The organism is Serratia sp. NFX21 (assembly GCF_048517035.1).
GTDB lineage: Bacteria > Pseudomonadota > Gammaproteobacteria > Enterobacterales > Enterobacteriaceae > Serratia > Serratia quinivorans.
In genome coordinates, this window is sequence record NZ_CP183196.1 from 2308019 (window position 1) to 2333025 (window position 25007).

The 25007-nt window shown below is 53.7% G+C and carries 23 protein-coding genes; 11 read left to right on the forward strand and 12 right to left on the reverse strand.

Annotated elements, in window-relative coordinates; translation table 11 throughout:
• Positions 1-85: 85 nt before the first annotated feature.
• Positions 86-634, forward strand: coding sequence for a cell division protein ZapC (locus ACNT1W_RS10855; RefSeq protein WP_012006168.1), 549 nt, complete (start codon positions 86-88; stop codon positions 632-634).
• 6 nt (positions 635-640) lie between these two features.
• Here ACNT1W_RS10855 and ACNT1W_RS10860 read toward each other — a convergent pair whose 3' ends face one another.
• A complete protein-coding gene (locus ACNT1W_RS10860) occupies positions 641-1744 on the reverse strand; it encodes a YcbX family protein (protein WP_419246759.1) in 1104 nt (367 codons plus the stop codon).
• A 103-nt stretch (positions 1745-1847) separates the two neighbouring features.
• Here ACNT1W_RS10860 and rlmKL point away from each other — a divergent pair, with 103 nt between their 5' ends.
• From rlmKL to rmf, 6 genes are all read left to right on the forward strand, one after another.
• Positions 1848-3968 (forward strand): bifunctional 23S rRNA (guanine(2069)-N(7))-methyltransferase RlmK/23S rRNA (guanine(2445)-N(2))-methyltransferase RlmL, encoded by a 2121-nt coding sequence (gene rlmKL / locus ACNT1W_RS10865; RefSeq protein WP_012006170.1) that lies wholly within the window; start codon positions 1848-1850, stop codon positions 3966-3968.
• A 5-nt stretch (positions 3969-3973) separates the two neighbouring features.
• A complete protein-coding gene (locus tag ACNT1W_RS10870) occupies positions 3974-5878 on the forward strand; it encodes an ABC transporter ATP-binding protein (protein ID WP_012006171.1) in 1905 nt (634 codons plus the stop codon).
• A gap of 77 nt (positions 5879-5955) precedes the next feature.
• Positions 5956-7269, forward strand: a complete 1314-nt coding sequence (pqiA, locus tag ACNT1W_RS10875; RefSeq protein ID WP_419246866.1) for a membrane integrity-associated transporter subunit PqiA — start codon at positions 5956-5958, stop codon at positions 7267-7269.
• Positions 7256-8902, forward strand: coding sequence for an intermembrane transport protein PqiB (pqiB, locus tag ACNT1W_RS10880; RefSeq protein WP_012006173.1), 1647 nt, complete (start codon positions 7256-7258; stop codon positions 8900-8902). Before pqiA ends, pqiB begins: the two co-directional genes overlap by 14 nt.
• Entirely contained in the window at positions 8899-9456 is a 558-nt protein-coding gene (gene pqiC, locus ACNT1W_RS10885; protein ID WP_012006174.1) for a membrane integrity-associated transporter subunit PqiC, read from the forward strand. Before pqiB ends, pqiC begins: the two co-directional genes overlap by 4 nt.
• 271 nt (positions 9457-9727) lie before the next feature.
• Positions 9728-9898, forward strand: a complete 171-nt coding sequence (gene rmf / locus ACNT1W_RS10890) for a ribosome modulation factor (RefSeq protein ID WP_012006175.1) — start codon at positions 9728-9730, stop codon at positions 9896-9898.
• A 64-nt stretch (positions 9899-9962) separates the two neighbouring features.
• On the opposite strand, the gene fabF is transcribed toward rmf, so the two are convergent.
• From fabF to ACNT1W_RS10910, 4 genes are all read right to left on the reverse strand, one after another.
• On the reverse strand, positions 9963-11237 hold the full coding sequence (gene fabF, locus ACNT1W_RS10895) for a beta-ketoacyl-ACP synthase II (protein WP_012006176.1): 1275 nt from the start codon (positions 11235-11237) through the stop codon (positions 9963-9965).
• Positions 11234-11761, reverse strand: a complete 528-nt coding sequence (locus ACNT1W_RS10900) for a winged helix-turn-helix transcriptional regulator (protein WP_012006177.1) — start codon at positions 11759-11761, stop codon at positions 11234-11236. Before ACNT1W_RS10900 ends, fabF begins: the two co-directional genes overlap by 4 nt.
• Before the next feature lie 116 nt (positions 11762-11877).
• Positions 11878-12396: a bifunctional 3-hydroxydecanoyl-ACP dehydratase/trans-2-decenoyl-ACP isomerase gene (gene fabA, locus ACNT1W_RS10905; protein WP_012006178.1), complete on the reverse strand. Its 519-nt coding sequence runs from the start codon at positions 12394-12396 to the stop codon at positions 11878-11880.
• Between the two features lie 68 nt (positions 12397-12464).
• Positions 12465-14216 (reverse strand): AAA family ATPase, encoded by a 1752-nt coding sequence (locus tag ACNT1W_RS10910; protein WP_172491118.1) that lies wholly within the window; start codon positions 14214-14216, stop codon positions 12465-12467.
• A gap of 209 nt (positions 14217-14425) precedes the next feature.
• On the opposite strand from ACNT1W_RS10910, the gene matP reads away from it, so the two are divergent.
• Positions 14426-14884, forward strand: a complete 459-nt coding sequence (matP, locus tag ACNT1W_RS10915; RefSeq protein WP_419246760.1) for a macrodomain Ter protein MatP — start codon at positions 14426-14428, stop codon at positions 14882-14884.
• Positions 14885-14996: 112 nt separating this feature from the next.
• On the opposite strand, the gene ompA is transcribed toward matP, so the two are convergent.
• On the reverse strand, positions 14997-16073 hold the full coding sequence (ompA, locus tag ACNT1W_RS10920; RefSeq protein WP_012006181.1) for a porin OmpA: 1077 nt from the start codon (positions 16071-16073) through the stop codon (positions 14997-14999).
• A 358-nt stretch (positions 16074-16431) separates the two neighbouring features.
• Positions 16432-16938 carry an SOS-induced cell division inhibitor SulA gene (gene sulA / locus ACNT1W_RS10925; protein ID WP_017892311.1) on the reverse strand — a complete coding sequence of 169 codons (507 nt, stop codon included), beginning with the start codon at positions 16936-16938 and terminating at the stop codon, positions 16432-16434.
• A gap of 232 nt (positions 16939-17170) precedes the next feature.
• On the opposite strand from sulA, the gene ACNT1W_RS10930 reads away from it, so the two are divergent.
• Positions 17171-17830, forward strand: coding sequence for a TfoX/Sxy family DNA transformation protein (locus ACNT1W_RS10930; protein ID WP_012006183.1), 660 nt, complete (start codon positions 17171-17173; stop codon positions 17828-17830).
• Here ACNT1W_RS10930 and yccS read toward each other — a convergent pair whose 3' ends face one another.
• Together yccS and ACNT1W_RS10940 are read right to left on the reverse strand one after the other, a co-directional pair.
• Positions 17831-19966, reverse strand: coding sequence for a YccS family putative transporter (gene yccS / locus ACNT1W_RS10935; protein ID WP_419246761.1), 2136 nt, complete (start codon positions 19964-19966; stop codon positions 17831-17833).
• A gap of 26 nt (positions 19967-19992) precedes the next feature.
• Positions 19993-20445: a YccF domain-containing protein gene (locus ACNT1W_RS10940; RefSeq protein WP_017892313.1), complete on the reverse strand. Its 453-nt coding sequence runs from the start codon at positions 20443-20445 to the stop codon at positions 19993-19995.
• 165 nt (positions 20446-20610) lie between these two features.
• On the opposite strand from ACNT1W_RS10940, the gene helD reads away from it, so the two are divergent.
• On the forward strand, positions 20611-22665 hold the full coding sequence (gene helD / locus ACNT1W_RS10945) for a DNA helicase IV (RefSeq protein ID WP_419246762.1): 2055 nt from the start codon (positions 20611-20613) through the stop codon (positions 22663-22665).
• Between the two features lie 33 nt (positions 22666-22698).
• Here the strand turns inward: helD and ACNT1W_RS10950 are convergent, their stop codons facing one another.
• Together ACNT1W_RS10950 and ACNT1W_RS10955 are read right to left on the reverse strand one after the other, a co-directional pair.
• Complete coding sequence (locus tag ACNT1W_RS10950; protein ID WP_012006187.1) at positions 22699-23157, reverse strand: methylglyoxal synthase; 459 nt, start codon at positions 23155-23157, stop codon at positions 22699-22701.
• A gap of 125 nt (positions 23158-23282) precedes the next feature.
• Positions 23283-23954 carry a DUF2057 family protein gene (locus ACNT1W_RS10955; RefSeq protein ID WP_419246763.1) on the reverse strand — a complete coding sequence of 224 codons (672 nt, stop codon included), beginning with the start codon at positions 23952-23954 and terminating at the stop codon, positions 23283-23285.
• 261 nt (positions 23955-24215) lie between these two features.
• On the opposite strand from ACNT1W_RS10955, the gene ACNT1W_RS10960 reads away from it, so the two are divergent.
• On the forward strand, positions 24216-24629 hold the full coding sequence (locus ACNT1W_RS10960) for a CoA-binding protein (RefSeq protein WP_017892316.1): 414 nt from the start codon (positions 24216-24218) through the stop codon (positions 24627-24629).
• A 56-nt stretch (positions 24630-24685) separates the two neighbouring features.
• On the opposite strand, the gene hspQ is transcribed toward ACNT1W_RS10960, so the two are convergent.
• A complete protein-coding gene (gene hspQ / locus ACNT1W_RS10965) occupies positions 24686-25003 on the reverse strand; it encodes a heat shock protein HspQ (protein ID WP_012006190.1) in 318 nt (105 codons plus the stop codon).
• Between the last annotated feature and the right edge of the window lie 4 nt (positions 25004-25007).

Consider the following 25007-nt stretch of genomic DNA (forward strand, 5'->3'; position numbering starts at 1 on the left):
ATCCGATGTTTAAGCGACTTTAGTGGTGATAAAATCACCTTTTGGGGTAAATATTGCGTGGCATGGGCAGCGAGAAGGATAAGAGATGAAGATAAAACCTGACGATAATTGGCGTTGGTATTTTGACGCTGAACACGATCGGCTAATGCTGGATTTAGCCAATGGGATGATCTTTCGCTCGCGTTTCCCGGCCAAAATGTTAACCCCGGATGCCTTCGATGAATGCTCTTTCTGTGTCGATGACGCCGCGCTTTATTTTAATTATGAAGAGCAGTGCAAACAGATAAAGCTCAGCCACGAGCAGCGTGCGGAACTGGTATTAAATGCCCTGGTGGCTTATCGCTTTCTGAAACCGCTGATGCCGAAGAGCTGGCATTTCTCGCAGCAGCATTACCCGTTGCAACCGAAGAACGGCGAACTGGCGGCGGTTAAGGTGATGGAAAGCGGCATTGAAGCCCGCCTGCTGGTGGTGGAAGCCGGTGATAACGCCAGCCTGTGCCTGCTGGCGCAGAACCAGCTTTCACTGGCCGGCCGTACCATGGTGCTGGGCGATGCCATCAAAGTGATGCACGATCGCCTAAAACCCTGCGCGCAGGATGAAGCCTCAGCCCCGGCTTACGACAGGGCGATGTAAGGCCGATTACGCCAGCGTTAAATCGCTTTTGGGAATACAGCTGCAGCAAAGAATGGTGCCATTGTTGGCCACCGCACTTTTCTTCAGCGGCGCCACTTCGCCATTGACCAAGGTTATGCGACAACTCCCGCAAATCCCCGCACGGCATGAATAAGGCACCCGGAGCCCTTGCTGTTCCAACTGCTCCAGCAAGATCTGCTGATTGTTGCCGGTAAACACCGTTCCCGCGTAGTCAATAGTGACGTTCTGCGCACTGTCCTGCGGTGCCTGCACGCTTTCCACCACTTTACCTGCGCCATAAGGGCGTGGCGGCTTGGTGGATAACACTTCAACTGCATCGCCAACGCGGATAATGCCGCTATTGCGCGCCACCATATTCTGGCCAAAATCGACATCGCCATTATCGGCGGTGCGGAATTTCTGCAGGGTACTCAGCGGTTCGCCGCTCGGGTGTTTGCGCCCACGTTCGATACTGACGGTGGTCAGCACGCAGCGGCTGCAAGGTTTCACCAGGTCAAACATCACGTCACCGACGCGGATCACCTGCCAGCCATCTTCTGCCCAGGCGCTGGCGCCGGTCACCACCAGATTCGGGCGAAACTGCTCCAGTTTGATGCTGCCGGGGCAACGCTGTTGCAGGTCGTTGAACGAGGCTTCGTTAATTAGCAGGTAGGGATAACCGTCGGCGAAGGACAGGGGGATTTCCGGGTGTTTTTTAACGCGACGGGTCAGCTCCGGGCCGAGCCAACGCAATTGCACGTCACGCTGGAAATAGCCGCTCAGCCAGCTATTAATTGCCTGCGGTGCAATCAGGGCGGTGAAATGGTTACCCCAGACTTCGGTCGGTTGCGCTTCGGCGGCGAAATCGCTAAAGCGGATGGCGGCACTTTCTCCGTCCGGTGCGGTCAGGAACAGGCCATCTGCCAACAGTGCCGGAGTGAATAACACCATCTGCGGATATTGCCGTGCAGTAATAAAGGTGCCATCCGGCTCGGTGATCATAAAAGTGCGATCGAAAGCCAGGCCACTACCGGAAACCTGGGCGTGAGAAAGCTGCAAACCCCGAAGCGATTTAACCGGATGAACGTAAAGTTTGGCTAGCGTAATCACCCTTGTCTCCGCGCGATTAGTAAATAGAAGGGAGCAACTTTATGACAAGCGGTCTGGATTAGCTATAATGCGCAACAATTTTCTTTTTGGTGATAAGTACGATATGAACTCTCTGTTTGCCAGCACGGCGCGTGGACTGGAAGAATTGTTAAAAAGCGAACTCGAAGCGCTGGGCGCTCACGCCTGTAAAGTCGTACAGGGTGGGGTACATTTTCAGGGTGACGATCGTCTTCTGTACCAAAGCTTGCTGTGGAGCCGTTTGGCCTCACGTATTTTGCTGCCGTTGAATGAATTCCGCGTACACAGCGATCTGGATTTGTACCTGGGCGTACAGGCGATCGACTGGACGAGCATTTTTGGTGTGGATAAAACTTTCGCCGTTCACTTCAGTGGCGTTAACGAAGAGATCCGCAACAGCCAGTATGGCGCACTAAAGGTCAAGGACGCCATTGTCGACAGTTTTACCCGCAAGATTGAACAACGCCCGACGGTAGCGAAGCAGCAGCCGGACATTCGCGTCAATGTCTTCCTGCAGCGCGATATGGCCAGCGTAGCGCTGGATCTGAGCGGTGAAGGTCTGCACCAGCGTGGTTATCGTGATCTGACCGGACAGGCACCGCTGAAAGAAAGCCTGGCAGCGGCGATTGTACAGCGTTCTGGCTGGCAGCCGGGCACGCCAATGCTGGATCCAATGTGTGGTTCGGGTACCCTGCTGATCGAAGCGGCGATGATTGCTTCCGATCGCGCACCTGGCCTGCATCGTCAACACTGGGGCTTTACCGCCTGGAATGGTCACAACGTCGATCTGTGGCGTGAAGTGATCACCGAAGCGCAGGTACGCGCCCGTCGTGGCCTGCAGGAAACCACCTCGCGTTTCTTCGGCTCCGATATCGATCGCCGGGTGATTGAAATGGCGCGCGGCAACGCCCGTCGTGCCGGCGTCGCCGAACTGATTACCTTTAACGTCAACGACGTAGCCAAACTGACCAACCCGCTGCCGGAAGGCCCGACGGGAACCGTAGTCTGCAACCCGCCATACGGCGAGCGTCTGGAAAGCGAACCGGCGTTGATTGCCTTGCATAATATGCTGGGTCGTATCATGAAAAGCGCTTTTGGTGGCTGGCAGTTGTCACTGTTCAGCGCCTCACCGGAGCTGTTGAGCTGCCTGCAACTGCGTGCCGAGCGCCAGTTCAAGGCAAAAAATGGTCCGTTGGACTGCGTGCAGAAAAATTACCAACTGGCAGAAAACCCGCTGGGTGCTGGTGGCGTACAAGTGGCGGAAGATTTTGCCAACCGTCTGCGCAAAAACCTGAAGAAGCTCGACAAGTGGGCCAAACAGCAGGGCATTGAGTGCTACCGACTGTACGATGCTGACCTGCCGGAATATAACGTGGCGGTGGATCGCTACGGCAGCAAAGTCGTGGTGCAGGAATATGCGCCGCCGAAAACCATTGATGCGCAGAAGGCTCGTCAACGCCTGTTCGACGTGATCAACGCCACGTTGGCGGTGCTGGAATTGCCGTCCAACCAGTTGATCCTGAAAACCCGCGAACGCCAGAAAGGTAAAAACCAGTACGAAAAACTGGCGCAGAAGGGCGAATTCCTGCTGGTGGAAGAGTTCAACGCCAAGCTGTGGGTTAACCTGACTGACTATCTCGATACCGGTCTGTTCCTCGACCACCGTATTGCCCGCCGCATGTTGGGGGAGATGAGCAAAGGCAAAGACTTCCTCAACCTGTTTGCCTATACCGGCACCGCCAGCGTGCATGCCGGGCTGGGTGGGGCGCGTAGCACCACGACGGTGGATATGTCGCGCACCTATCTGGAATGGGCGGAGAAAAACCTGCGGGTTAACGGCCTGACCGGCAAACAGCACAGATTGATCCATGCGGATTGCCTGTCATGGATGCAAAATGCCGACGAACAATTCGATGTGATCTTTATCGATCCGCCGACCTTCTCCAACTCCAAGCGGATGGAGAACACTTTTGACGTTCAGCGCGATCACCTGGCGCTGATGCAAGATTTGAAACGGTTACTGCGTCGTAACGGGACCATCATGTTCTCGAACAACAAGCGCGGTTTCCAGATGGATATGGCCGGCCTGAGCGCATTGGGTCTGGAGGCGAAAGAAATTACCGCCCAGACACAGTCGCAGGACTTTGCCCGTAACCGTCAAATTCATAACTGCTGGCTGCTTACCCATGCCGGCGAAGGAAAATAATTACTATGTCGTTAATTAGCATGTCCGGTGCCTGGCTGTCCTTCAGCGATGCACCACTTTTAGACAACACCGAAATTCATATTGAAGACAACGAACGCGTTTGTCTGGTTGGGCGCAATGGCGCCGGTAAATCCACGCTGTTGAAGATCCTCGGCAAAGAAATTCCATTGGATGATGGCCGGGTGATTTACGAGCAGGATCTGATTGTGGCGCGTCTGCAACAGGATCCCCCGCGCAATATCGGCGGTACGGTGTTTGATTTCGTGGCCGAAGGCGTCGCCGAGCAGGCGGAACACCTGAAAGCCTACCACGCGATTTCGCACCTGGTGGAAACCGACCCAAGCGAAAGAAACCTGACGCGCATGGCGCAGATTATGGAGATCCTCGATCATCAGGGCCTGTGGCAGCTCGATAGCCGCATCAGCGAAGTGCTGTTGCAGTTGGGCCTGAATGGGGATGCGGAACTTTCCTCGCTCTCCGGCGGCTGGCTGCGTAAAGCGGCACTGGGCCGAGCGCTGGTCAGTTCTCCGCGCGTACTGTTGCTCGACGAACCGACCAACCACCTGGATATTTCAACCATCGATTGGCTGGAAGGCTTCCTGAAAGAGTTCCAGGGCAGCATCGTGTTTATTTCCCACGACCGTTCCTTTATCCGCAATATGGCGACGCGCATTGTCGATCTCGATCGCGGCAAGCTGGTGTCCTGGCCGGGCAACTACGATTTATACCTGCTGAGCAAAGAAGAAGCGCTGCGGGTGGAAGAGCTGCAAAATGCCGAATTTGACCGCAAGCTGGCGCAGGAAGAAGTGTGGATCCGTCAGGGCATCAAGGCGCGTCGTACCCGTAACGAAGGCCGCGTTCGTGCGCTGAAGGCGTTGCGTAACGAGCGTTCCGAACGCCGTGAAGTGATGGGCACCGCCAAGATGCAGGTGGAAGAAGCGGTACGCTCCGGCAAGATCGTGTTTGAGATGGAAGACGTTAACTATCAGGTTGGCGGCAAAGTGTTGGTACGTAATTTCTCCGCCCAGGTACAGCGTGGCGACAAAATTGCGTTGGTTGGTCCGAACGGCTGCGGCAAGACTACGCTGCTGAAACTGATGCTCAGCCAGTTGAAAGCCGACAGCGGCCGTGTGCACTGCGGGACCAAGCTGGAAGTGGCCTACTTCGACCAGCACCGTGCGGATCTGGATCCGGAGCGCACGGTCATGGACAACCTGGCGGAAGGTAAGCAGGAAGTATTGGTCAACGGCCGTTCACGCCACGTATTGGGGTATCTGCAGGACTTCCTGTTCCACCCTAAACGGGCGATGACGCCGGTGAAAGCCTTGTCGGGCGGTGAGCGTAACCGTCTGTTGCTGGCCAAACTGTTCCTGAAGCCTAGTAACTTATTGATCCTCGATGAACCTACCAACGACCTGGATGTTGAAACGCTGGAGTTGCTGGAAGAGCTGATCGACGGCTACCAGGGCACCGTGATGTTGGTCAGCCACGATCGTCAGTTCGTTGATAACTCGGTGACCGAATGCTGGATCTTTGAAGGCAACGGTGAGATCAGCACCTTCGTTGGCGGTTATTACGACGCGCATCATCAACGCGCGACGGCTAAACCGATCCGCCAGGTTACGGCTGAACAGAACAAGCCCGTAGCAGAAAAAAAGGCTGAACAGCCAAAGAAAACAGCGGCTAAACTGAGCTATAACCTGCTACGTGAGCTGGAGCAGTTGCCGCAACGCCTGGAACAACTGGAAGCGGAAATTACTGCGCTGCAGGCACAAATGAGCGATGCTGATTTCTTCACGCGTCCTCACAGCGAAACGCAACAGGTGCTGACGGCGCTGGCTACGGCCGAAGGGGCACTGGAAGAAGCCTTCGCCCGTTGGGAAGAGTTGGAAGCGATGAAAAACGGCTAACCGTTGAGAATACCGCCCGCGCGCTGCTGCGGGCGGTATTGCCGTACCGGTGAGCAACGTTGTTAAGGAGGAATATGGTGTGTTCCCACGAGAATCACGAGCAGCACAGCCATGCAACGCACGCGAAGCAGCAACAGGACAATCTGATGCTGTGCCCGCAGTGCGACATGCTGGTGGCATTGCCGCCGCTGGCATATGGTTCAAAAGCGGTATGCCCGCGTTGTAAGACTACCCTCAGTTCCCGCTGGGAGGAACCGCGCAAGCGGCCGATCGGCTACGCCCTCAGCGCCTTGTTTATGCTGGTGCTGGCGAATATTTTCCCGTTTATCAATATGCGCGTTGCCGGCCTTGGTAACGAAATCAAACTGATCCAAATCCCGCAGGTGATGGTGGCAGAAGACTATGCCAGCATGGCCACGCTGTTTATGGTGTTTGTTCAACTGATCCCGGCATTTTGCATGGTGGCGATCATTTTGCTGTGCGCCAAAGTCCCTATCCCCACCGGTTTGAAAGAGTGGATGGCCAAAATGCTGTTCCAGTTTAAAACCTGGTGCATGGTGGAGATTTTCCTGGCCGGGGTGCTGGTCAGCTTCGTTAAGCTGATGACTTATGGTGATATTGGCGTCGGCAGCAGCTTTGTGCCGTACTGCCTGTTTTGCCTGCTACAGGTGCGCGCTTTCCAGTGTGTCGATCGTCGCTGGCTGTGGAATGACATTAAACCCGCACCGCGCCTTGATCGTCCGATGGAAGTCGGGCGTACCGGGCTGCGTCAGGGGCTGCGTTCCTGCCAGTGTTGCACGGCCATTTTACCGGCGGAACTGACCCAGTGCCCGCGCTGCCATTCCCGTGGCTACGTGCGCCGCCGGCACAGTCTGCAATGGACGATGGCGCTGCTGCTCACCTCTATCCTGCTGTATATTCCGGCAAACCTGATGCCGATTATGGTTACCGAGGCATTGGGCAACAAGCTCACTTCTACTATCATGGCCGGGGTGATCCTGCTGTGGGGAGAAGGATCTTACCCGGTGGCGATGGTGATCTTCATCGCCAGTATTATGGTGCCTTCGCTAAAAATGTTGGCGATCGGCTGGCTGTGTTGGGACGCTAACGGGACCGGCAAGGCACGGGCCGACAGCGAGCGAATGCATCTGATTTATGAAGTGGTTGAATTTGTTGGCCGCTGGTCAATGATTGACGTGTTTGTGATTGCCGTGCTTTCGGCATTGGTACGGATGGGACAATTGATGAGCATTTATCCTGACATTGGCGCACTGCTGTTCGCCATGGTGGTGATCCTCACTATGTTTGCAGCCATGACGTTTGATCCCCGGTTAACCTGGGATCGCGTAAACGAAACAATAAAAAAGGAGCCGCAAGGTGACGGAAAATAATCATAGCGTCGCGGACGTCGAGAAGATCAAGCGCTGGTCACCAGTGTGGATCATCCCGATTGTCACCGCACTGATCGGCGCCTGGATCCTGTTTTACCATTTCAGCCATCAGGGGCCGGTGGTCACTTTGGTTACCACTACTGCAGAAGGGCTGGAGGCGGGTAAAACCAAAATCAAAAGCCGTAGCGTTGACGTCGGGGTCGTGGAAACGGTGACCCTGAGCGAAGACTTGAGCAAGGTGGTGGTCGAGGCGCGCCTTAACACCGGCATGGAGAAGCTGTTGCGTCAGGATTCAGCCTTCTGGGTAGTGAAGCCGCAGATTGGCCGCGGCGGCGTTTCCGGATTGGGGACGCTGCTTTCCGGTGCCTATATCGAACTGCAGCCGGGCAACAAAGGCAAGGCAGGCAAGGGCGACTACCAACTGCTGGACGCACCGCCGCTGGCCTCTCCGGACGCTAAAGGGTTACGCATTGTGCTGGACAGTGAAAGATCCGGACAGTTAAATGCCGGCGATCCGGTGTTGTTCCGCGGCTATCGCGTTGGCTCGGTGGAGACCAGTTATTTTGATCCCAAGATGCGTGCCATGCGTTACCAATTATTTATCTCCGCACCTTACGATCAGTTGGTGACCAGTAACGTACGCTTCTGGAAAGACAGCGGTGTGGCGTTCGATATGTCGGCGCAGGGGATGAGGGTGGAAATGGGTTCGTTGGCGACCTTGTTCAGCGGCGGCGTCAGCTTCGACGTGCCGGACGGCTGGGATCGCGGTGAACTGGCGCAACCGAAAGCGGAGTACCACCTGTTCGACAACCAGCGCAGCATTCAGGATTCGCTGTATACCGTGCATAAAGACTACCTGCTGTTCTTCGCCGATTCGGTTCGCGGGCTGCAGCCTGGTGCGCCGGTGGAGTTCCGCGGCATTCGTCTGGGTACCGTTGGCCAGGTACCGTTCTACAAAAAAGGCATGATACAGCGTCTGGACAACGACTACCGGATCCCGGTGCTGATCCGCATCGAACCGGATCGCTTCCAGAAACAGTTGGGTGGCAACTTCGACTTTGAGAGCCATTTGAAAGACGCTGAGTCGCGTGGCATGCGTGCCTCTTTGAAATCCGCTAACCTGCTAACGGGTTCGCTGTATATCGATCTGGATTTCTATCCGCAAGAGAAACCTTATAAAGGGCCACGTGAGCTGTTTGGTTACCGACTGATGCCAACCACCAGCGGTGGCCTGGCGCAGATCCAGCAGAAACTGATGCAGACGCTGGATAAAATCAACTCGATGCCGCTGAATCCGATGATCAACGAAGCGACCAAAACGTTGGCTGAAAGTCAGAAAACGATGAAGTCGACACAGCAGACCATGCAATCGTTGAATGACATCATCGCCAGCAAAGAGATGAAGGCGTTGCCGCAGGATATGCAAAAAACCTTGCAGGAACTGAACCGCAGCATGAAAGGGTTCCAGCCTGGTTCTCCGGCCTACAACAAGATGGTCGGCGATATGCAACGTCTTGATCAGGTCTTGCGTGAACTGCAGCCGGTGCTGCGCACCCTGAACGAAAAGAGCAACGCGCTGGTATTTGAAGCCGCGGGCAGTAACGATCCTCAGCCGAAGAAGGCCAATAAATGATGAAATGGATCCCGGTAGCCCTGGCGCTGTTACTCAGCGCCTGTAGCAGTACTCCACAGAAGACCTACTATCAATTGCCGGCATTGGGCTCGCCGGCACAGGTCAGCGGTAGCACGACGTCGCGCCAGCTTTGGCTGGAGCACGTTAGCGTGGCGGATTATCTGGCGCAGAGCGGTGTGGTTTACCAGACCAATGACGTGCAGTATGTGATTGCCCAGAACAACCTGTGGGCCAGCCCGCTGGATCAACAGTTGCAGCAGACGCTGGTCACTAACCTGAGCAGCGCGCTGCCGGGTTGGGTGGTGTCCTCGCAGCCGATGAGCAGCGAACAGGATGTGCTCAACGTCACCATCAGTGGTTTCCACGGCCGCTTTGACGGCAAGGCGATCATTCGCGGCGAGTGGGTGCTGAACCATCAGGGCAATCTGACCAAACGTCCATTCAGCCTGGAGCTTAAACAGGGTGAAGACGGCTACGATGCCTTGGTGCGGACGTTGGCTCAGGGCTGGCAACAAGAAGCCCAGGATATTGCTGCGCAAGCCGGTCGTTTTTAGAAATAATTTGTATTAAATCGGTCTAACCCCTTGCGGCGAGGAATATTGGGATTTCTCGTCGCAAGGGGTTTTTATTTTATTTCAATAAGTTAGCTTCTTTCCTATCTATCAGCCACTTAGCAAATTCTGCGTGCGTAGCTCACAAATATGACATTGGCGTGAATTTTGCGCATTGATCTTCGCTCCATTTAGCGCTATTGCTTAAACGTGGCTGCACAAAAAGCAGCCATTGTTTTCTTTCCAACTGACCAAAAAGTGAGGGAAACGAGGCATGAAGAGACAGAAACGCGATCGTCTGGAAAGGGCGCATTCGAAAGGTTATCAGGCAGGTATTTTAGGACATCCGAAGGATTATTGTCCCTATAAAACGACTGTGGAAAGCCGGTCTCAATGGCTGGGAGGTTGGCGAGAAGCCATGGAAGACAGGGCTGTGACCGCTTAAGCGGCTCCCTGTCAAATAAAAGGAACAACCTCCGCCCAGCGCGGAGGTTTGTGTTTAATGGGGATTACCCCTGCCAGCGTTTCAACAAGATACTCGCATTCACACCACCAAAACCAAAGCCGTTCGACAGTGCGTAGCTTATGGCCATGGGTTCCGCTTTATTCGCAACCAGGTGCAGCCCCTCTGCAGCCGGATCCGGACTTTCCAAATTCAGCGTGGCGGGTGCAATCTGGTCACGCAGCGCCAGTGCGGTAAAGATGGTTTCCAGCCCGCCGGCGGCACCGAGCAGATGACCGGTTGCTGATTTGGTTGAGGTAACCGCTACGCTGCCGTTCGTGCCGAACAGATGCTTAATGGCGTTAATTTCGCCCAAATCCCCTACCGGTGTGGATGTCGCATGCGCGTTCAGGTGTTGAACCTGCTCCGGTGCTACGCCAGCCTGTTTGAGGGCAATTTTCATGGCACGGTAGGCACCGTCACCATCCTCGGCCCCCGAAGTCATGTGGTAGGCATCTGCGCTGGTGCCATAACCGACAATTTCAGCCAGCGGTGTTGCCCCACGGGCCAGCGCATGCTCCAGTGTCTCAATCACCAGCATGCCGGCACCTTCACCCATAACAAACCCGTTGCGTGCACTGTCAAAAGGCCGTGAGGCTGTTGCGGCGGCGTCTGCAGGCGTTGTGGACATGGCACGCGCCGCTGCAAAACCCCCAAGGCTGACGGTGTCGATAGCCGCTTCCGTACCGCCACACAGCGCGATATCCGCTTCATCGTTACGAATCATACGTACGGCATCGCCAATGGCCTGTACGCCTGCGGCACAGGCCGTCACGGGGGCGCCAATAGGGCCCTTGAACTGATGTTTAATCGATACGTGACCGGCAGCCAGATTAACCAGGAACGAAGGGATGGTGAAAGGCGACAGGCGTTTGGCACCACGGCTGTCGGTGGTGCGTACCGCATGGGCGATAGCCGGGAAGCCGCCAATGCCGGAAGCGATCACGGTTGCGGTGCGTTCCTGCTTGTCTTCAGTGTCTGCTACCCAACCTGCCTGGCGGATAGCCTCATCGGCCGCTGCCATGGCGAGCAGGATAAAGCGGTCCATTTTCTTCTGGTCTTTTGGTGCAACCGAAAGGTCGGGGTCGAAGCCCGCCTCGGGATCCTGTTCCAAAGTGGGCACCTGACCACCGATTTTCACCTGCAGGTCTGCGACGATCTCTTCTGGCAGCGGACGAATGCCGGACTGGCCGTTCAACAGACGCTGCCAGATAGCCTCTACGCCGCATCCCAGTGGCGAAACGGCGCCCATGCCGGTAATGACTATACGACGAGTGTTCATAGTGACTCCTTGGATGATTCAGGGGGAAATTCAGAAAGGTTCTGCAGCATCAGGGCCGCGCGCTGGCGCATGCCGTCGGTCGCTGCCGGCCCTGGGGCTAAAGTAATATTATGCAGCGCAATGGGCTGCTGGGTAATGCTGTCGATCAGTTGCACGCGTATGGGTTGCCCGGTACGACGATCGACCAGTTCGGCACTGATGCCGTCATCGGCCAGGTGGGTATTCCCCCAGTGAAACAGGGCTGCAAGCACCGGGAAAAAATCTTTGCCGCGCTCAGTGAGTAAGTACTGGTAGCGTACCGGTCGTGTTTGATAGCGTTGTTTATGCAGTATGCCGCTTTCTACCAGATACTTCAGGCGACGGGTCAATATGGTGGGCGAAAGTCCAAGGCTCTGCTGGAACTCATCAAACCGGGACAAACCATGGAACGCATCGCGAAGTATCAGGATGCTCCACCATTCCCCGACGCGGTCCAGTGAGCGAGCTACCGGGCATGGCATGTTATCAAAACGAGTTTTTTGCATGGCATACCTCCTGGTTACTACAATTATTGTAGTTACTGTTTAGTCGCTATGGACGCAACGATTAAAAGATAACTAAGGGAAATAAACGGCGACCCGGAAGGCCGCCGTGATTGCGGTTAGAACGCCGCAGTGTCCTTGAACAGGCCCACTTTCAGATCGCTGGCGGTGTAAATGACCTGACCATCGACCAGGACTTCACCATCAGCCACACCCATAATCAGTTTACGGATGATCACACGCTTGAAGTTAATGCGGTAGGTGACTTTCTTCGCGGTAGGTAGAACCTGGCCGGTGAATTTAACTTCACCCACGCCCAGCGCACGACCTTTACCTTCGCCGCCCAGCCAGCCGAGGTAGAAACCTACCAACTGCCACATGGCATCCAGACCCAGGCAGCCTGGCATCACCGGATCGCCGATAAAGTGGCAACCAAAGAACCATAGGTCTGGATTAATATCCAGTTCCGCTTCCACATAACCCTTGTTGTGGGTACCACCGTCTTCGGTCATTTTGACCACGCGGTCCATCATCAACATGTTACCTGCCGGCAACGGCGGGCCACCAGCGCCAAACAGTTCGCCACGGCCGGATGCTTCGAGGTCTTCTTTCGTATAGGAGTCGCGTTTTTCTACCATGTTCTCAGTAAACCTTATTTTATTGAAGGGCGCAGATTAGCTTACACGTGTACGCTGAACAAGTCCGATCAGCCGTGGTTGAACCAGTTGAGCCAACGAAGCGGCCATGGCCAGCGCCGGCGTTCCTGCGGATTCACCTGTGCTATCCGTTCCTGAATGGCAGCTAACAGGTTCGGTTGCTGTTCATCAGAGTAGGGGTAACCGGTGAGTAATGGCAAGGCTTCCGCAGCGCTATTGACGGCCCACAGATGGAACTGCCCCTCGCGCACCGCATCGACCACGTCCTGATGCAGACACAGATGGCGCACATTGGTGGCGGGCAGAATAATGCCCTGTTTGCCGGTCAAACCCCGACGTTGGCAAACTTCAAAAAAGCCTTCGATTTTTTCGTTAACGCCGCCAATCGGCTGCACATTACCGAATTGGTCGACAGAACCGGTTACTGCAATCTGCTGGGTAATTGGCTGTAGTGACAGTGCGCTGATGAGCGCACACAGCTCAGCCAATGAGGCGCTGTCACCGTCCACTTCGCCATAAGATTGTTCAAACACGATCGAAGCAGAGAAGGGCAGCGGTTGGTCCAGCTCCAGTTCAGAAATCAGGAACGCCTGCATAATCATCATGCCCTTGGCATGCAGATTGCCGCCAAGCTCGGCCTTGCGCTCAACGTCGGTGAATTCACCATCGCCAAGATGTACGACACAGCTGATACGGGAGGGTTCACCGAAACTGCGCGGATGGCCAGGGTATTCCAGCACCGACAGGCCATTGATCTGGCCGACGACTTCGCCTTCGGTTTCAATCAGGATTTGGCCCAGCTCAATTTCATCCTGCATCCGTTCGGCAAGATAGCTTTCACGCCACTCGCGCGCATTCAGCGCGGCTTCAAATGCTTTGGCAGTGATGCTTTCTTCTTCGACGTACAGTGCGGCTTCGGAAAGTTGTTGGCCGAGCCACAGTGGGGACAGCGGCAGGTTGCCCTGATCGCCGCTGTGACGTACTGCCTGTATCATCAGCGGGTACCAGGCATCGGCTGCCAGCGGCGGCAGTTGCTGCTCTTCGATAAGGCTATTGACGTAGCCACACCATTGCACCATGTCATCGATTTCGGTGAGTTGCAGATCTTCCTCGTATTCACCGTAGACTGACTGCTCACTCAGCTCCGGTTCAATATCATGGAAATCTGCAAGGCCGTGACGGTCGCCTACCACAATTAACCGCAATTCCAGCGGCATGGCTGGAATGGTAATTGGCAATGGGCGTGTCTCATCCGGGGAAACCCAGTGGAACTGACGTTGGGTGATCATCTGCTTCAAACGCAGCCACAGCAGCGGCTGAGCCAGCAGAGAACGCGCAGACAGGATCAGTACACCACCGTTGGCCTGATGCACCAGGCCGGGCTGCAGGTTGATTTCACCATTGTGGATCCGGACGCAGCCAAACAGCTGTTCAGGTTCAACCCACTCTTGATACACGCAGGCACCACCGGCGGCAAAGGGTTCATCACCCTGGCTGGCGGGTTCTACGCTGACCTTGCTGCCCTGGATCACATAGTGACTGCCCTTGAACGCGGTGTTCTGCGGCTGCAGTTGTTCAACTGCCTGGGCGATCAGCGCCAGATACTCACGCGTTTCTTGCGCTTTCAACAACATGAAACGCGGTGGTGACTGTGGATGGCAAAACAGCGTCAGTGCGTTTTCCAGCCTAGGCTGAATAGAGGCAAAGGACACGGGGGCCAACTGCGCGGCGGTATCAAATATCGCTTGATAAGGCGTAACGTCCGGCAACAGTGATTGCCATTCAAGTCGGTTATTGGTCAAAGTGTTAGATGCAATCGTCAAAAAGGGAAAGGGCGATTATACAAGAATAACGGCAGCTTGATAGATGCAGAGTTACAGTTGATGTCAGGGAGTTTGACATCGAGCGATGACTGTGCAAAAAACAGTCTAAAACGAGGTGTAATTGCCGGGGAAATTCGGCGTAAAGCTGTTATGCTTAATAAAGTTACGCGGTCACTGAAGAGCTCACGATGAAATATCAGCAACTGGAAAATCTGGAGAGCGGTTGGAAATGGAAGTACCTGGTGAAAAAGCACCGGGAAGGGGAAGCTATTACCCGCCACATTGAAAACAGCGTTGCTCAGGAAGCCATAGACGAGCTGCTGAAGCAGGAAAATGAGCCGGTAAAAGTGCTGACGTGGATTAGCCACCATATGAATCCGGAACTGGATAACCGGATGAAGCAAACTATCCGCGCACGGCGTAAACGTCATTTTAACGCAGAACACCAACATACGCGTAAAAAATCTATCGATCTGGAGTTTCTGGTTTGGCAGCGTTTGGCCGCGCTGGCCCGTCGCCGTGGGGTGACTCTATCAGAAACAGTGGTGCAGTTGATCGAAGATGCGGAACGTAAAGAGAAGTATGCCAGCCAGATGTCATCATTGAAGCAAGATTTAAAAGCTATTCTCGGTAAAGACAAAGAATAAACCCGCTAGCCAGCCAGTTACCTGCAAGGGAAGCGGCTCTTTGTTGCTTACACCATTTGATTTAGTCGAAAAAAAACCCCGCATTGCGGGGTTTTTTACTAAGAGTGGTAGCTTAGCCTTGTGGCTGAGTTACAACGTCTTTGATACCTTTAACTTCGATCTCTACGCGACGATCTGGTGCCAGGCAAGCGATCTGTGCTTTGGTAGCACGACCAGCTTTGTAGCCACAGGTGTTGCCAGTGACGGAATCAGCTTCGCCCATACCACGTGCAGAGATTTTTTCTGAAGGGATACCTTTAGATACCAGGTAATCAACAACGCTTTGTGCGCGTTTTTCAGACAGTTTCTGGTTGTACTGGTCAGAACCAACGGCGTCGGTGTAACCCAGAACTACAGCAGAACCATCTTTAGGATCCATTGCGCTCAGCTGAGTGTACAGCTGGTCAAGAGCCTGTTGGCCTTCTGCTTTCAGGGTAGATTTGTTGAAGTTGAACAGCACGTCAGACTTCAGAGTGAAACGCTTGGTTTCAACAACTGGAGCCGGAGCTGGAGCTGGTGCTGGAGCAACAACATCATCCTGACCGAAACGGTAAGAAACACCCAGGCTCAGCATGGTGTTGTCTGGACGTGCGCCGACAGTACCTGCATCACCGATGTTGCTAACGAATTGGTAGTCCAGGCGGGTAGCCCAGTTTTTGGTCAGTGCGTATTCAACACCAACTGCTGCCAACGGAGAAACGCCAGTGTCGTGATCGCTCAGACGAGTGCCGTTACCGTAGTTAGCTTTGGAATCTGCACGCCATACCATGCCGCCCAGACGAGTGTAGATGTCCAGATCGTCCATGATTGGGTAGCTCAGTTTAGCGGCCAGTTGAACGCCCTGCGCTTTGAAAGCACCGTTGTTCACGCTGCCTTTGTAAGGCATACGGCCAAGCCAGTCATAGCCCAGCTCGAAGCCCAGGTATTGGTTCGCCTGGTAACCCAGGAACGCGCCAGCACCCAGTTGATCTTTATGGGTCGGACCATTGCCGATACCATTCTGGTAACCGTTGCCGTAGAAACCAGTGTCATGGTACTGGGACCAGCCCAGTTTAGCACCAGTGTACCAGGTATTATCTTTTGGGGCGGCTTGCGCTACGGTAGCGAAACCAGCCAGTGCCACTGCTAATGCGATAGCTGTCTTTTTCATTTTGCGCCTCGTTATCATCCAAATAGGCAATGAGCTTTAAAGCTGTTTTAAGCCCTTGGTTAAATTCCTTCGCCAAGGTTTGAGCCCTCGTTTGTTACTCTGCCAGTTTATCTGGCGTTATAGAGCAACCTTGGCGATGTAAAGTCTACAACGTGGCGCGAAAGTTACAAGTGTGATGTGATAAAGCTCTAAAAAAAAACGCAGAAATATACATATTTACTAACATTAACCGGGAAAAAAACGAACATTTTAACCCTGGTTTTGGGCCGCGGAACCGCAGCCACACTCGCTTTGTCCCTGATCCCATAAAGGTTCCCTTGCAGGGAGATGAAAATGATGGGAAAAATCCTAAATTTACTTAATGATACAAAGAAGAGTGAATTTTTAGGGTGGAACAGTGTCCGTGAACCGGGTTTATGTCACGTTGAGGACGCATAATGAACCCATAAGCGTTACCTAATTCTGCCGCACGCCTTAATTTTAGACGATCTTCTTCTGTAAGATCGGGCAGCCATCCAAGTACTACACTGTAGTTACCCGTCAGCAGCGCTTTTTCCATCGCTTCAACCGTGTCCAGCGAGTTAATTTGGCTCAGCTGCACCACTTTTCCAACCGGCAAGCCGGATTGTTGTAGCCATAACTTACTTAGTTTTTGCTGAGGCGTCAGCCATAACAACCAGCGTGACTGCATACCCAACTGCTGCAGCAGAGGCAACAATAATTGTACCACTGCGGGCTGATGCTCGTTGTAAACAAGTTCACTGATAAGGCCATTCTCTTTGCCGGCATTCGTGCTCTCTGCAGCATTACTCACCGCAAAAGAGGTGTGGCTGAAATGGGTATTGTAGAGTGATTGAGTACGCATAAAGTATCCCGCCCGTAGTGTCACTGTATGTTTATACAGTACATCCAGTTGTGATTAAGATCAACTCAAATCTTCGTAGTACCTCGCATAATTGCGATCATTTTTCATACACCGGACGTTTGTGATTGGCATGACTGCAGATAGTGCGTATTTTTCTAATTACTTGTTCACGTTACTTTTATTTCATTGATGTGGGGAATGATAGAACACTAATCTACACAAGGAGAACGCTATGAAAGGGACATCAAGTGGAAGGATCGTGCAGGCCAAAGCGTATTTTTACGCATTAGGCGGCATTACTACACGCTCGCAATTTGGCGGTTATGGGCTGCTGGCCGATGGCGTCATGTTCGCTGTGATTGCAGAAGGGGAGCTGTATCTTCGTGCGACGGATAGCCTGGAGCCTACTTTTCGGTCTCGCGGAATGGTTAATATGGTGTACTCCAAACGAGGGGTACCTATTACCATGCGTTATTACTGGGTTGATGAAACGCTGTGGCGCGACAGGAGGGAACTTGTGGGGTTAGCCTGGCAGGCTATTCGGGAAGCGCGCCGGGAACTCAAGGTTAAAACGGATAACCAGGGACGGCTGAAAACCTTGCCGAACATCGACATCAATATGGAACGGTTACTTTGGCGGGCGGGCATTCATAATGTTTATGATTTGCGCCTGAACGGTGCCAAACGCAGTTATCTTCGAATGTTGCAACAGCAACGCAATTTAGGATTGCGGGTACTGCTTTCTCTGGGAGGGGCTATCGCCGGCTATCATCATGCCGCTTTACCCTCGGAAATGCGCAGTGAGCTGACGAATTGGTTTGAACGTACCATGTCGTTACTTAGTCACGGACATAATCCGGGAGTCCGGGGCCTGATAAAAGGCCCCGGGTGATCAAGCCGATTTGCCGATTTGCGCATTCAGCATAGTAAGCTCCGGCAGCAACTCGATGACCAGCCCAATTTGCTGCAACACCAATTGATCTTTGCTTTCCGGCTCCGGCGCAGCGTGCACAATTCGTTCAGCCAGGCTTTCCAACGCCTGAGTGATGCGCCGGTCGTCGAGTTCTTCCTGGTGCAGGGCACCATCGACATAACAAACTGCATCATTTAACAGGTCCAGCGTAGCGGGGTTATTCAGACGCTCACGATGTGCACCCAACGCAGAGATATAACTCAACAAGGTGTGGTTTAAACACAACAGGCGGAAGGCGGCTTCCTGAACTTCTTTATTTGCTTTTGGATCGGCAGACATATTTGATATCACCGAAGCCAGCTCCGCATCACTGTTGTGTGCATCCCGGCGAGCGATACGATAAGGAAGGCCGTTGTCTTTACCCTGATGATATTGCACCAAAATGGCATCCAGATAACGGCAGTTGGCATTCAGCGTTTTACTGACAACTGCCGGTAATTGGCGGAATTTCCAGTCTGGCCAGATAAAACTGACTGCCGCCCAGGCGATGGCACATCCCAGAATCGTGTCATAAACCCTAGGCGCGGCCACTTCAAAACCCTCACCCAGCAAGTTAAAGCACAGCAATACCAGCAGGGTGATAAACATGGTGGCATGTGCGTATTGCACGGTTCGAAAGGCGAAGAACAGAACGCCGCTGATGACGATCAGCACCATCTGGCCTTCCAGAGAGGGCACAAAATAGAGGATCGGCAGGCCAACAAGAATGCCGGCCAGCGTGCCGATGATTCGAAGCGCCAGCCTGCGACGCGTGGCATTATAATTGGGTTGGCAGACAAACAGGCTGGTTAACAGGATCCAATAACCGTGCTGCATGCCGGTAAACTGAATAAAGGCGTAGCCCACGCACAGTACCACTGACATACGGATGGCATGACGGAACAAGGCAGACTGAGGTGTCAGATGGCGGCTGATACGCAGGCGGATATCGCTCCAGCCGGTGAGCCGGTCATCCGACAGACTATTCTCTTCCGCCAGGCCACTGGCCAGTGCCTGCTCGGACTCAATATTTGCCAGTTGGGCGTCAATCGCGCGCAAATTTTTCAACAGGTGCGAGAGTGCTTTGGTCAGCTCACGGTTTTCCGGTGTGATGGCAATGCGAGTCAGTGCTTCTTCAATACGGCCAAAGGCCGGTTCGAAACGAAGATTGTGCTGATACTTTTGCCGCAGCAAAATCGACTGCGCCAACTGCTGACAGGCGCGAGCCTGCATGCTGAGCAAGCGTTGGAAACGAAACAGAATATCACTGTGACGAAACTGTCGACTCAGTGCCTGATATTGAACGTGGGAGGAACTGGCGCGCTCATGGATATCCTGGGCGACGAAATAATAATGCAGCGTGCGGCGGGTACCGCGTTGACCTCGATCGCCTTTTAGCCGCGTCAGCAATGAAACTTTGGTCTGGTTAAGAATGGTCACCAGAGCGCTGTTGGCCATGGCAACGTCCATCCACGGCAGGTCGGCATCATGCTCGACGTCGGGGTCAAACAGGTTGGCTTTGGCATCCAGATAACTTGCCAATTGATTGTAACAACGCGCCAGATTTTCCTGCAGAGGTCGGATAGGAAAGATCAGGTGGCCAATCAGCGTCAGCAGGTTGTACCACAGGGCACCAAGGATCAGCAGCGTCGGCTGTTGATACCAGGCGTCATACATTGAGGTGCCGAGCATGGTATAGACCGCGATCAGCAAGGCACCAAATGCAATGGTGGCGTAACGTTGCCCCAGGGCACCCAGCAAAATAAAACCGCAGGTGGAGGCGGTGAGGCCAAGAGCGAACAGCCACGGATAAGGAAACAGCAGCTCAATGGAGGCGGAAGCAACAAAAAAACACACCAGTGTGATCAACAGATTGCGTAGCCTGCCAGCCAGGCGATCATCCAGATCGGTCAACGCCGCTGCCACCACCCCCAGAGTCAGGGGAATGGTGAGCTTGGGAATGGCTAACCACCAGGGTACGGCTGCCGCACCAGCCAGTGCAATGAAGATGCGCAGATCATAAAGCAGATTGCTGTTGTAGGCATAACGGCGTATTGCTGGTGCAAAAGAGAGCACGAAAAACTCCTCAGGCGGAGAAAAAATTAACGCTGCTGATACTGACGTCGGGCATTTTCAGTTCTGGCCTGTTGCGCCATTTCAACGGATACCACTCGTCGCCCGACCGGCCACAGGGCAATGGCGGCGATTTTGAAATTGGCTATACCCACCGGGATGCCAATAATCGTTACACACTGCACAATCCCGGCGGCAATATGCGACAGGCACAGCCACCAGCCGAACAGGATCAGCCAGATAATGTTCAGCAGTGAACCACTGGCGGAAAGCAGTGCATTGCTTTTTTCCGGGTACAGTTCATTAACGTGAATGGCTTCGTTACCGAATGGTAGTAACGACAGCTTGGTGATTTCCCAGCAGGAACGGGTTAGCGGCAGGGTGATGATCAGCACCACGCTAAACACCGTTGCGACCAGCCAGCCAAGGGTGGTGAAAAAACCGCCTAACACAAAATTAAGAATATTCAGTACAGTACGCATAGTCGTCATTCTGCTCTAATGATGGCCAAACCGCGATGCGGTGCGTTTGCTATCAAAACGCAAAATCTATTCTACCCTTTTTTTAGCGCTAGAGTGCCACTGCTTATCGCAGGTAAACTGGCAGATATCCGTTATTTAATCTCAACATAGTCATGGCGCGACGATATGGAACTTAAAGCGACATCGCTGGGGAAACACCTGGCTCAGCATCCTTACAACCGTGTGCGGTTGCTGCACGCCGGTGTCGAGGTGAGCGGTGAGAAGCATGAATATCTTATTCCTTTCAATCAGTTGATTCATGTCCGGTGTAAGCGGGGCATTGTCTGGGGCGAGCTGGAGTTTGAGCTGCCGGAGGAGAAAGTGGTGCGCCTGCATGGTACCGAATGGCAGGAAACCCAGCGCTTCTATCACTATCTCCAGCAGGCCTGGCAACAGTGGAGCGCCGAAATGAGCGAAGTTAGCGCCGGTGTGTTGCAGCAACAGGTTGAACATATCCAGCGTATTGAACAGCAGGATAAGTGGTTTAAAAAATCCGAACTGGGCAAGCTGCAGCAACAAATTCGCGAGTCTTTCGGTGCCTTACCTATGCCGGTGGCGCGACTGGAGCAATTTGACAATTGTCGGGATGATTATCTCCTTTGTCAGCAATGGCTGCAGCATGGGTTGCAAAGTGTCGGGCAGCGTAATCAGCAGTGGACCGAACGTATGCTGGAGAGCTACCACGACTTCTTCCAGAACATCGAAACTTCCCCCCTGAACGACTCACAAAGCCGCGCAGTAGTTAATGGCGAAGATTCAGTGTTGGTCCTGGCCGGGGCCGGCAGTGGGAAAACCTCGGTGTTGGTGGCGCGAGCCGGTTGGCTGCTGCGTCGCCAGGAGGCTGAACCGGGGCAAATACTGTTGTTGGCGTTTGGCCGTCAGGCGGCGGAAGAGATGAACGAGCGAATTCAGGATCGCCTGGGCAGCGTGGCGATCCAGGCCAAAACCTTCCACGCATTGGCACTGCAGATTATTCAGCAGGGCAACCGCAAGGTACCGGCGATCAGTAAGCTGGAAACCGACAGTAAGGCTCGAAGAGCTTTGTTGATAACCCATTGGCAGCAGCAATGTGCAGAAAAAAAAGCACAGGCTAAAGGGTGGCGCCAGTGGTTGCTCGAAGAACTGGAATGGGAAGTGCCGGAAGGTGATTTTTGGCAGGATAAACGCCTGGCAGAACGGCTGGCTGGCCGACTGGAACGTTGGCTGGGGTTGATGCGAATGCACGGCGGTAGCCAGGCGGAAATGATCGAACAGGCAGATGAAGAGGTCCGTGACCTGTTTTCAAAACGTATCCGGCTGATGGCACCGTTGCTCAAGGCATGGAAAGGTGCGCTGAAAGATGAGGGGGCAGTAGACTTCTCTGGCCTGATCCATCAGGCGGTCAATATTCTGGAGAAAGGGCGTTTTGTCAGCCCGTGGAAACATATTCTGGTTGATGAATTTCAGGATATCTCACCGCAACGAGCGCAACTGCTGGCGGCGTTACGTAAACAAAACAAACAGACTTGCCTGTTTGCCGTGGGTGATGACTGGCAGGCCATTTACCGTTTCAGCGGGGCCGAACTGACGCTGACCACAGCATTTGCCGAGAACTTTGGCGAAGGGGCACAATGTGCGCTCGACACCACTTACCGTTTCAATGAACGCATTGGTGAGGTGGCAAACCGCTTTGTACAGCAGAACCCGCACCAGTTGAAGAAACCGCTGAACAGCCTGAGCAAAGGCAACAAGAAATCGGTGGTTCTGTTGCCGCATGAACAACTCGAAAATTTGTTGGATAAGCTCAGTGGCTATGCCAAGCCCGAAGAGCGGATTCTGGTGTTGGCACGTTACCATCATCTGAAGCCGCAGGCGTTGTCAAAAGCGGCAACCCGCTGGCCTAAACTGACCATCGAGTTTATGACCATCCACGCCAGCAAAGGGCAGCAGGCCGAGTACGTGATTATCGCCGGTTTGCACCAGGGAAACGACGGTTTTCCTGCGGTCGCGCGTGAGTCGATATTAGAAGACGTTCTGTTGCCGCAGCCGGAAGACTTCCCGGATGCCGAGGAGCGGCGACTGCTGTATGTGGCGTTAACTCGCGCCAAGCATCAGGTGTGGTTATTGCAGGATCGCGAGCGCCCGTCGGTGTTCGTTGAACAACTGCAGGATCTCGGCGTACCCTCGCAGAAGAAACCCTAAACCCAATGCCTGGCGGAAACCAGGCCGTGATGGTTACTTCAGTCGGTCCTGCAAGTAGCGCTGGTAGTCAGGGATGGCGATTTCTACTTCGCTTTTGAACAGCGAAGAGTCAATCAGGAAGTCTGCGGTGGAGCGGTTGGTGGCGACGGGAATATTCCATACCGTCGCCAGGCGCAGCAGGGCTTTCACATCCGGATCGTGGGGCACCGCGTTCAATGGATCCCAGAAGAAGATCAACATATCGATTTTGCCCTCGGCGATCAGCGCCCCCACCTGTTGGTCGCCCCCCATAGGTCCGCTCAGCATGCTGTTTACCGGAATACCGCTGGCTTGCTGGATCAGGTTGCCGGTGGTTCCGGTGGCATAAAGTTGGTGTTGTTCCAGCACGGACTTATTGTCTTCAACCCATGCCAGCAGGGCTTGTTTACGGTGATCGTGCGCCACCAGCGCAATGTGTTTGCGCGCGGCGATAGTGCGGGTAGTAAATTCCATCTGGAGTTCCTTCGCTAATCGGGTGATGTGCGACAGATTACTGAAACTGTTTTTCACTGCCTAGCGTTTACACCTGAAAATGCGAAGAAAACGCGCCTTTAAATAAAAGGCGTCATCATTCTTGCTTAACGCACTGCCTGTTTATTTGCCCAATGAAGAAAACGTTTCTGCGTTTCTTTGTCTGCCTGCTGGAACCAGTATTGCAGCATTTGCTCGGAAACGTTTTCACCTTTCAGTGTCACCGTGGGGGAGTTTAACGCGGCATTCGCCAGCGGTGAGCCGGGTGTGGAGGCGCGAACATGGGTGAACGCCGGTACGGAAGCCGGGTGCTTCTGACTGTTGTAATCCGCCATCAGCTTTTCCAGATCGATGTTAAGCGTGATGTCGTCGGGGCGTAATACGTCGTGTTTCATGGCCAACGCATTGCCGTTCTTATCAATTACCTGATAATTGAATGTTTTATCAAAACGCTGGCCATCCCGGACATTTTCAATACGCGGCAGCTCAATGGCTACGGAACTGACTTTTTGCGTATTGAAGGTGGCGATCAGCGGAGGTGAAGTATAGACAGTTTGTTCGTTTTGCCCTGAGCGTACAGACTTGGCCACTTTAAATAGTAATTGATGTTGTCCGCCATCCAGCTCCAGGCTGTCAGCGCCTTTTAACAACGAACCTGTCATTTTCTTGCCGTCGACCACCAACAGGTCGATGTCAGGAGAGAGTTTCAGGGTCGTAGCCACGGCAGGCATGCTGATACCGATGCTGAGCAGCGCCGTAACCATCAGACCAAATTTCATTGTTATCTCCTTATAAGCGCATCGCTATTAGTGTTGAATACGCCATAGATTGTGTCAAAGTTTTTCAGCATTACGTTTTTTGGTTACAAATATACACATTTATATTTATTTTGACACTATTTAACCCGGCAGAGGCTGGCAGTGACAGCATCAGACCGCAAAAGTCGCCGGGAGTTTCCGTGACTCTGGGTTTAGCCGATTTAAGGTCCGTGGGTTACACTCGAAACAGGGAAATCCCCCGTCGATAATTGGGAGCGGAAAATGCAAGACATCGATATTGCCGGCCTGCTGCAGCAGGTGAAAACCATTGCGCTGGTGGGCGCCAGTGATAATCCGGCGCGGCCGAGTTTTGGTGTGATGGCCTATCTGCTTGCTCAGGGATATCAGGTTACGCCGGTCAGCCCAAAACTGGCGGGGCAAACCTTGCTGGGCCAGCAGGCCTATGCCACGTTGAAGGATATCCCGCACCCGGTGGACATGGTTGACGTGTTCCGTAATTCAGAGGCTGCATATGCGGTAGCGCAAGAGGCCATTGCGATTGGTGCCAAAGTATTGTGGCTGCAAATCGGCGTCATTAATGAGCAGGCCGCGGCATTGGCAAACGAGGCGGGGCTGAAGGTAGTGATGGATCGCTGCCCTAAAATCGAAATTCCGCGTTTGGGGCTGGAGCACTGAGTAAAAAGCCTGGCATGGTGCCAGGCTTTTATCAGGTGTTTCTCAGGCCTGGCGCATCAGTTGCGCAGGCGTGGAGCTTGTAGCTGGTGGCGAATAGACTCCGCCAACTCGTCCAGCGAAGGTTGTTCAGGATGAGCTTCCTGGGCTTCCCCATCTAACTGCGCTTCTGCAAGATAGGTATGCACCGGCTGGCCTTCTTCGTCTTCCATCACCACGTGGTACCAAGGGGCGAAACGTAAATCGGTATTCGCCGCTATTTCATCAGCCTTAGGCTGTTCCATAGAGTATTCAGGGTCGATATCAATCACCACCCCTAAGTACCCCAGCAGCTTATGCCGAACCTGTTGTCCGATACCGAATTTGCTGGCAATCATGATG

Coding starts and splice junctions, on each gene's coding strand:
- ACNT1W_RS10855 (WP_012006168.1), top strand. CDS start 86: ATGAAGATAAAACCTGACGATAATTGGCGTTGGTATTTTGACGCTGAA.
- rlmKL (WP_012006170.1), top strand. CDS start 1,848: ATGAACTCTCTGTTTGCCAGCACGGCGCGTGGACTGGAAGAATTGTTA.
- ACNT1W_RS10870 (WP_012006171.1), top strand. CDS start 3,974: ATGTCGTTAATTAGCATGTCCGGTGCCTGGCTGTCCTTCAGCGATGCA.
- pqiC (WP_012006174.1), top strand. CDS start 8,899: ATGATGAAATGGATCCCGGTAGCCCTGGCGCTGTTACTCAGCGCCTGT.
- rmf (WP_012006175.1), top strand. CDS start 9,728: ATGAAGAGACAGAAACGCGATCGTCTGGAAAGGGCGCATTCGAAAGGT.
- fabF (WP_012006176.1), bottom strand. CDS start 11,237: ATGAACACTCGTCGTATAGTCATTACCGGCATGGGCGCCGTTTCGCCA.
- ACNT1W_RS10900 (WP_012006177.1), bottom strand. CDS start 11,761: ATGCAAAAAACTCGTTTTGATAACATGCCATGCCCGGTAGCTCGCTCA.
- fabA (WP_012006178.1), bottom strand. CDS start 12,396: ATGGTAGAAAAACGCGACTCCTATACGAAAGAAGACCTCGAAGCATCC.
- matP (WP_419246760.1), top strand. CDS start 14,426: ATGAAATATCAGCAACTGGAAAATCTGGAGAGCGGTTGGAAATGGAAG.
- ompA (WP_012006181.1), bottom strand. CDS start 16,073: ATGAAAAAGACAGCTATCGCATTAGCAGTGGCACTGGCTGGTTTCGCT.
- sulA (WP_017892311.1), bottom strand. CDS start 16,938: ATGCGTACTCAATCACTCTACAATACCCATTTCAGCCACACCTCTTTT.
- ACNT1W_RS10930 (WP_012006183.1), top strand. CDS start 17,171: ATGAAAGGGACATCAAGTGGAAGGATCGTGCAGGCCAAAGCGTATTTT.
- ACNT1W_RS10940 (WP_017892313.1), bottom strand. CDS start 20,445: ATGCGTACTGTACTGAATATTCTTAATTTTGTGTTAGGCGGTTTTTTC.
- helD (WP_419246762.1), top strand. CDS start 20,611: ATGGAACTTAAAGCGACATCGCTGGGGAAACACCTGGCTCAGCATCCT.
- ACNT1W_RS10950 (WP_012006187.1), bottom strand. CDS start 23,157: ATGGAATTTACTACCCGCACTATCGCCGCGCGCAAACACATTGCGCTG.
- ACNT1W_RS10955 (WP_419246763.1), bottom strand. CDS start 23,954: ATGAAATTTGGTCTGATGGTTACGGCGCTGCTCAGCATCGGTATCAGC.
- ACNT1W_RS10960 (WP_017892316.1), top strand. CDS start 24,216: ATGCAAGACATCGATATTGCCGGCCTGCTGCAGCAGGTGAAAACCATT.
- hspQ (WP_012006190.1), bottom strand. CDS start 25,003: ATGATTGCCAGCAAATTCGGTATCGGACAACAGGTTCGGCATAAGCTG.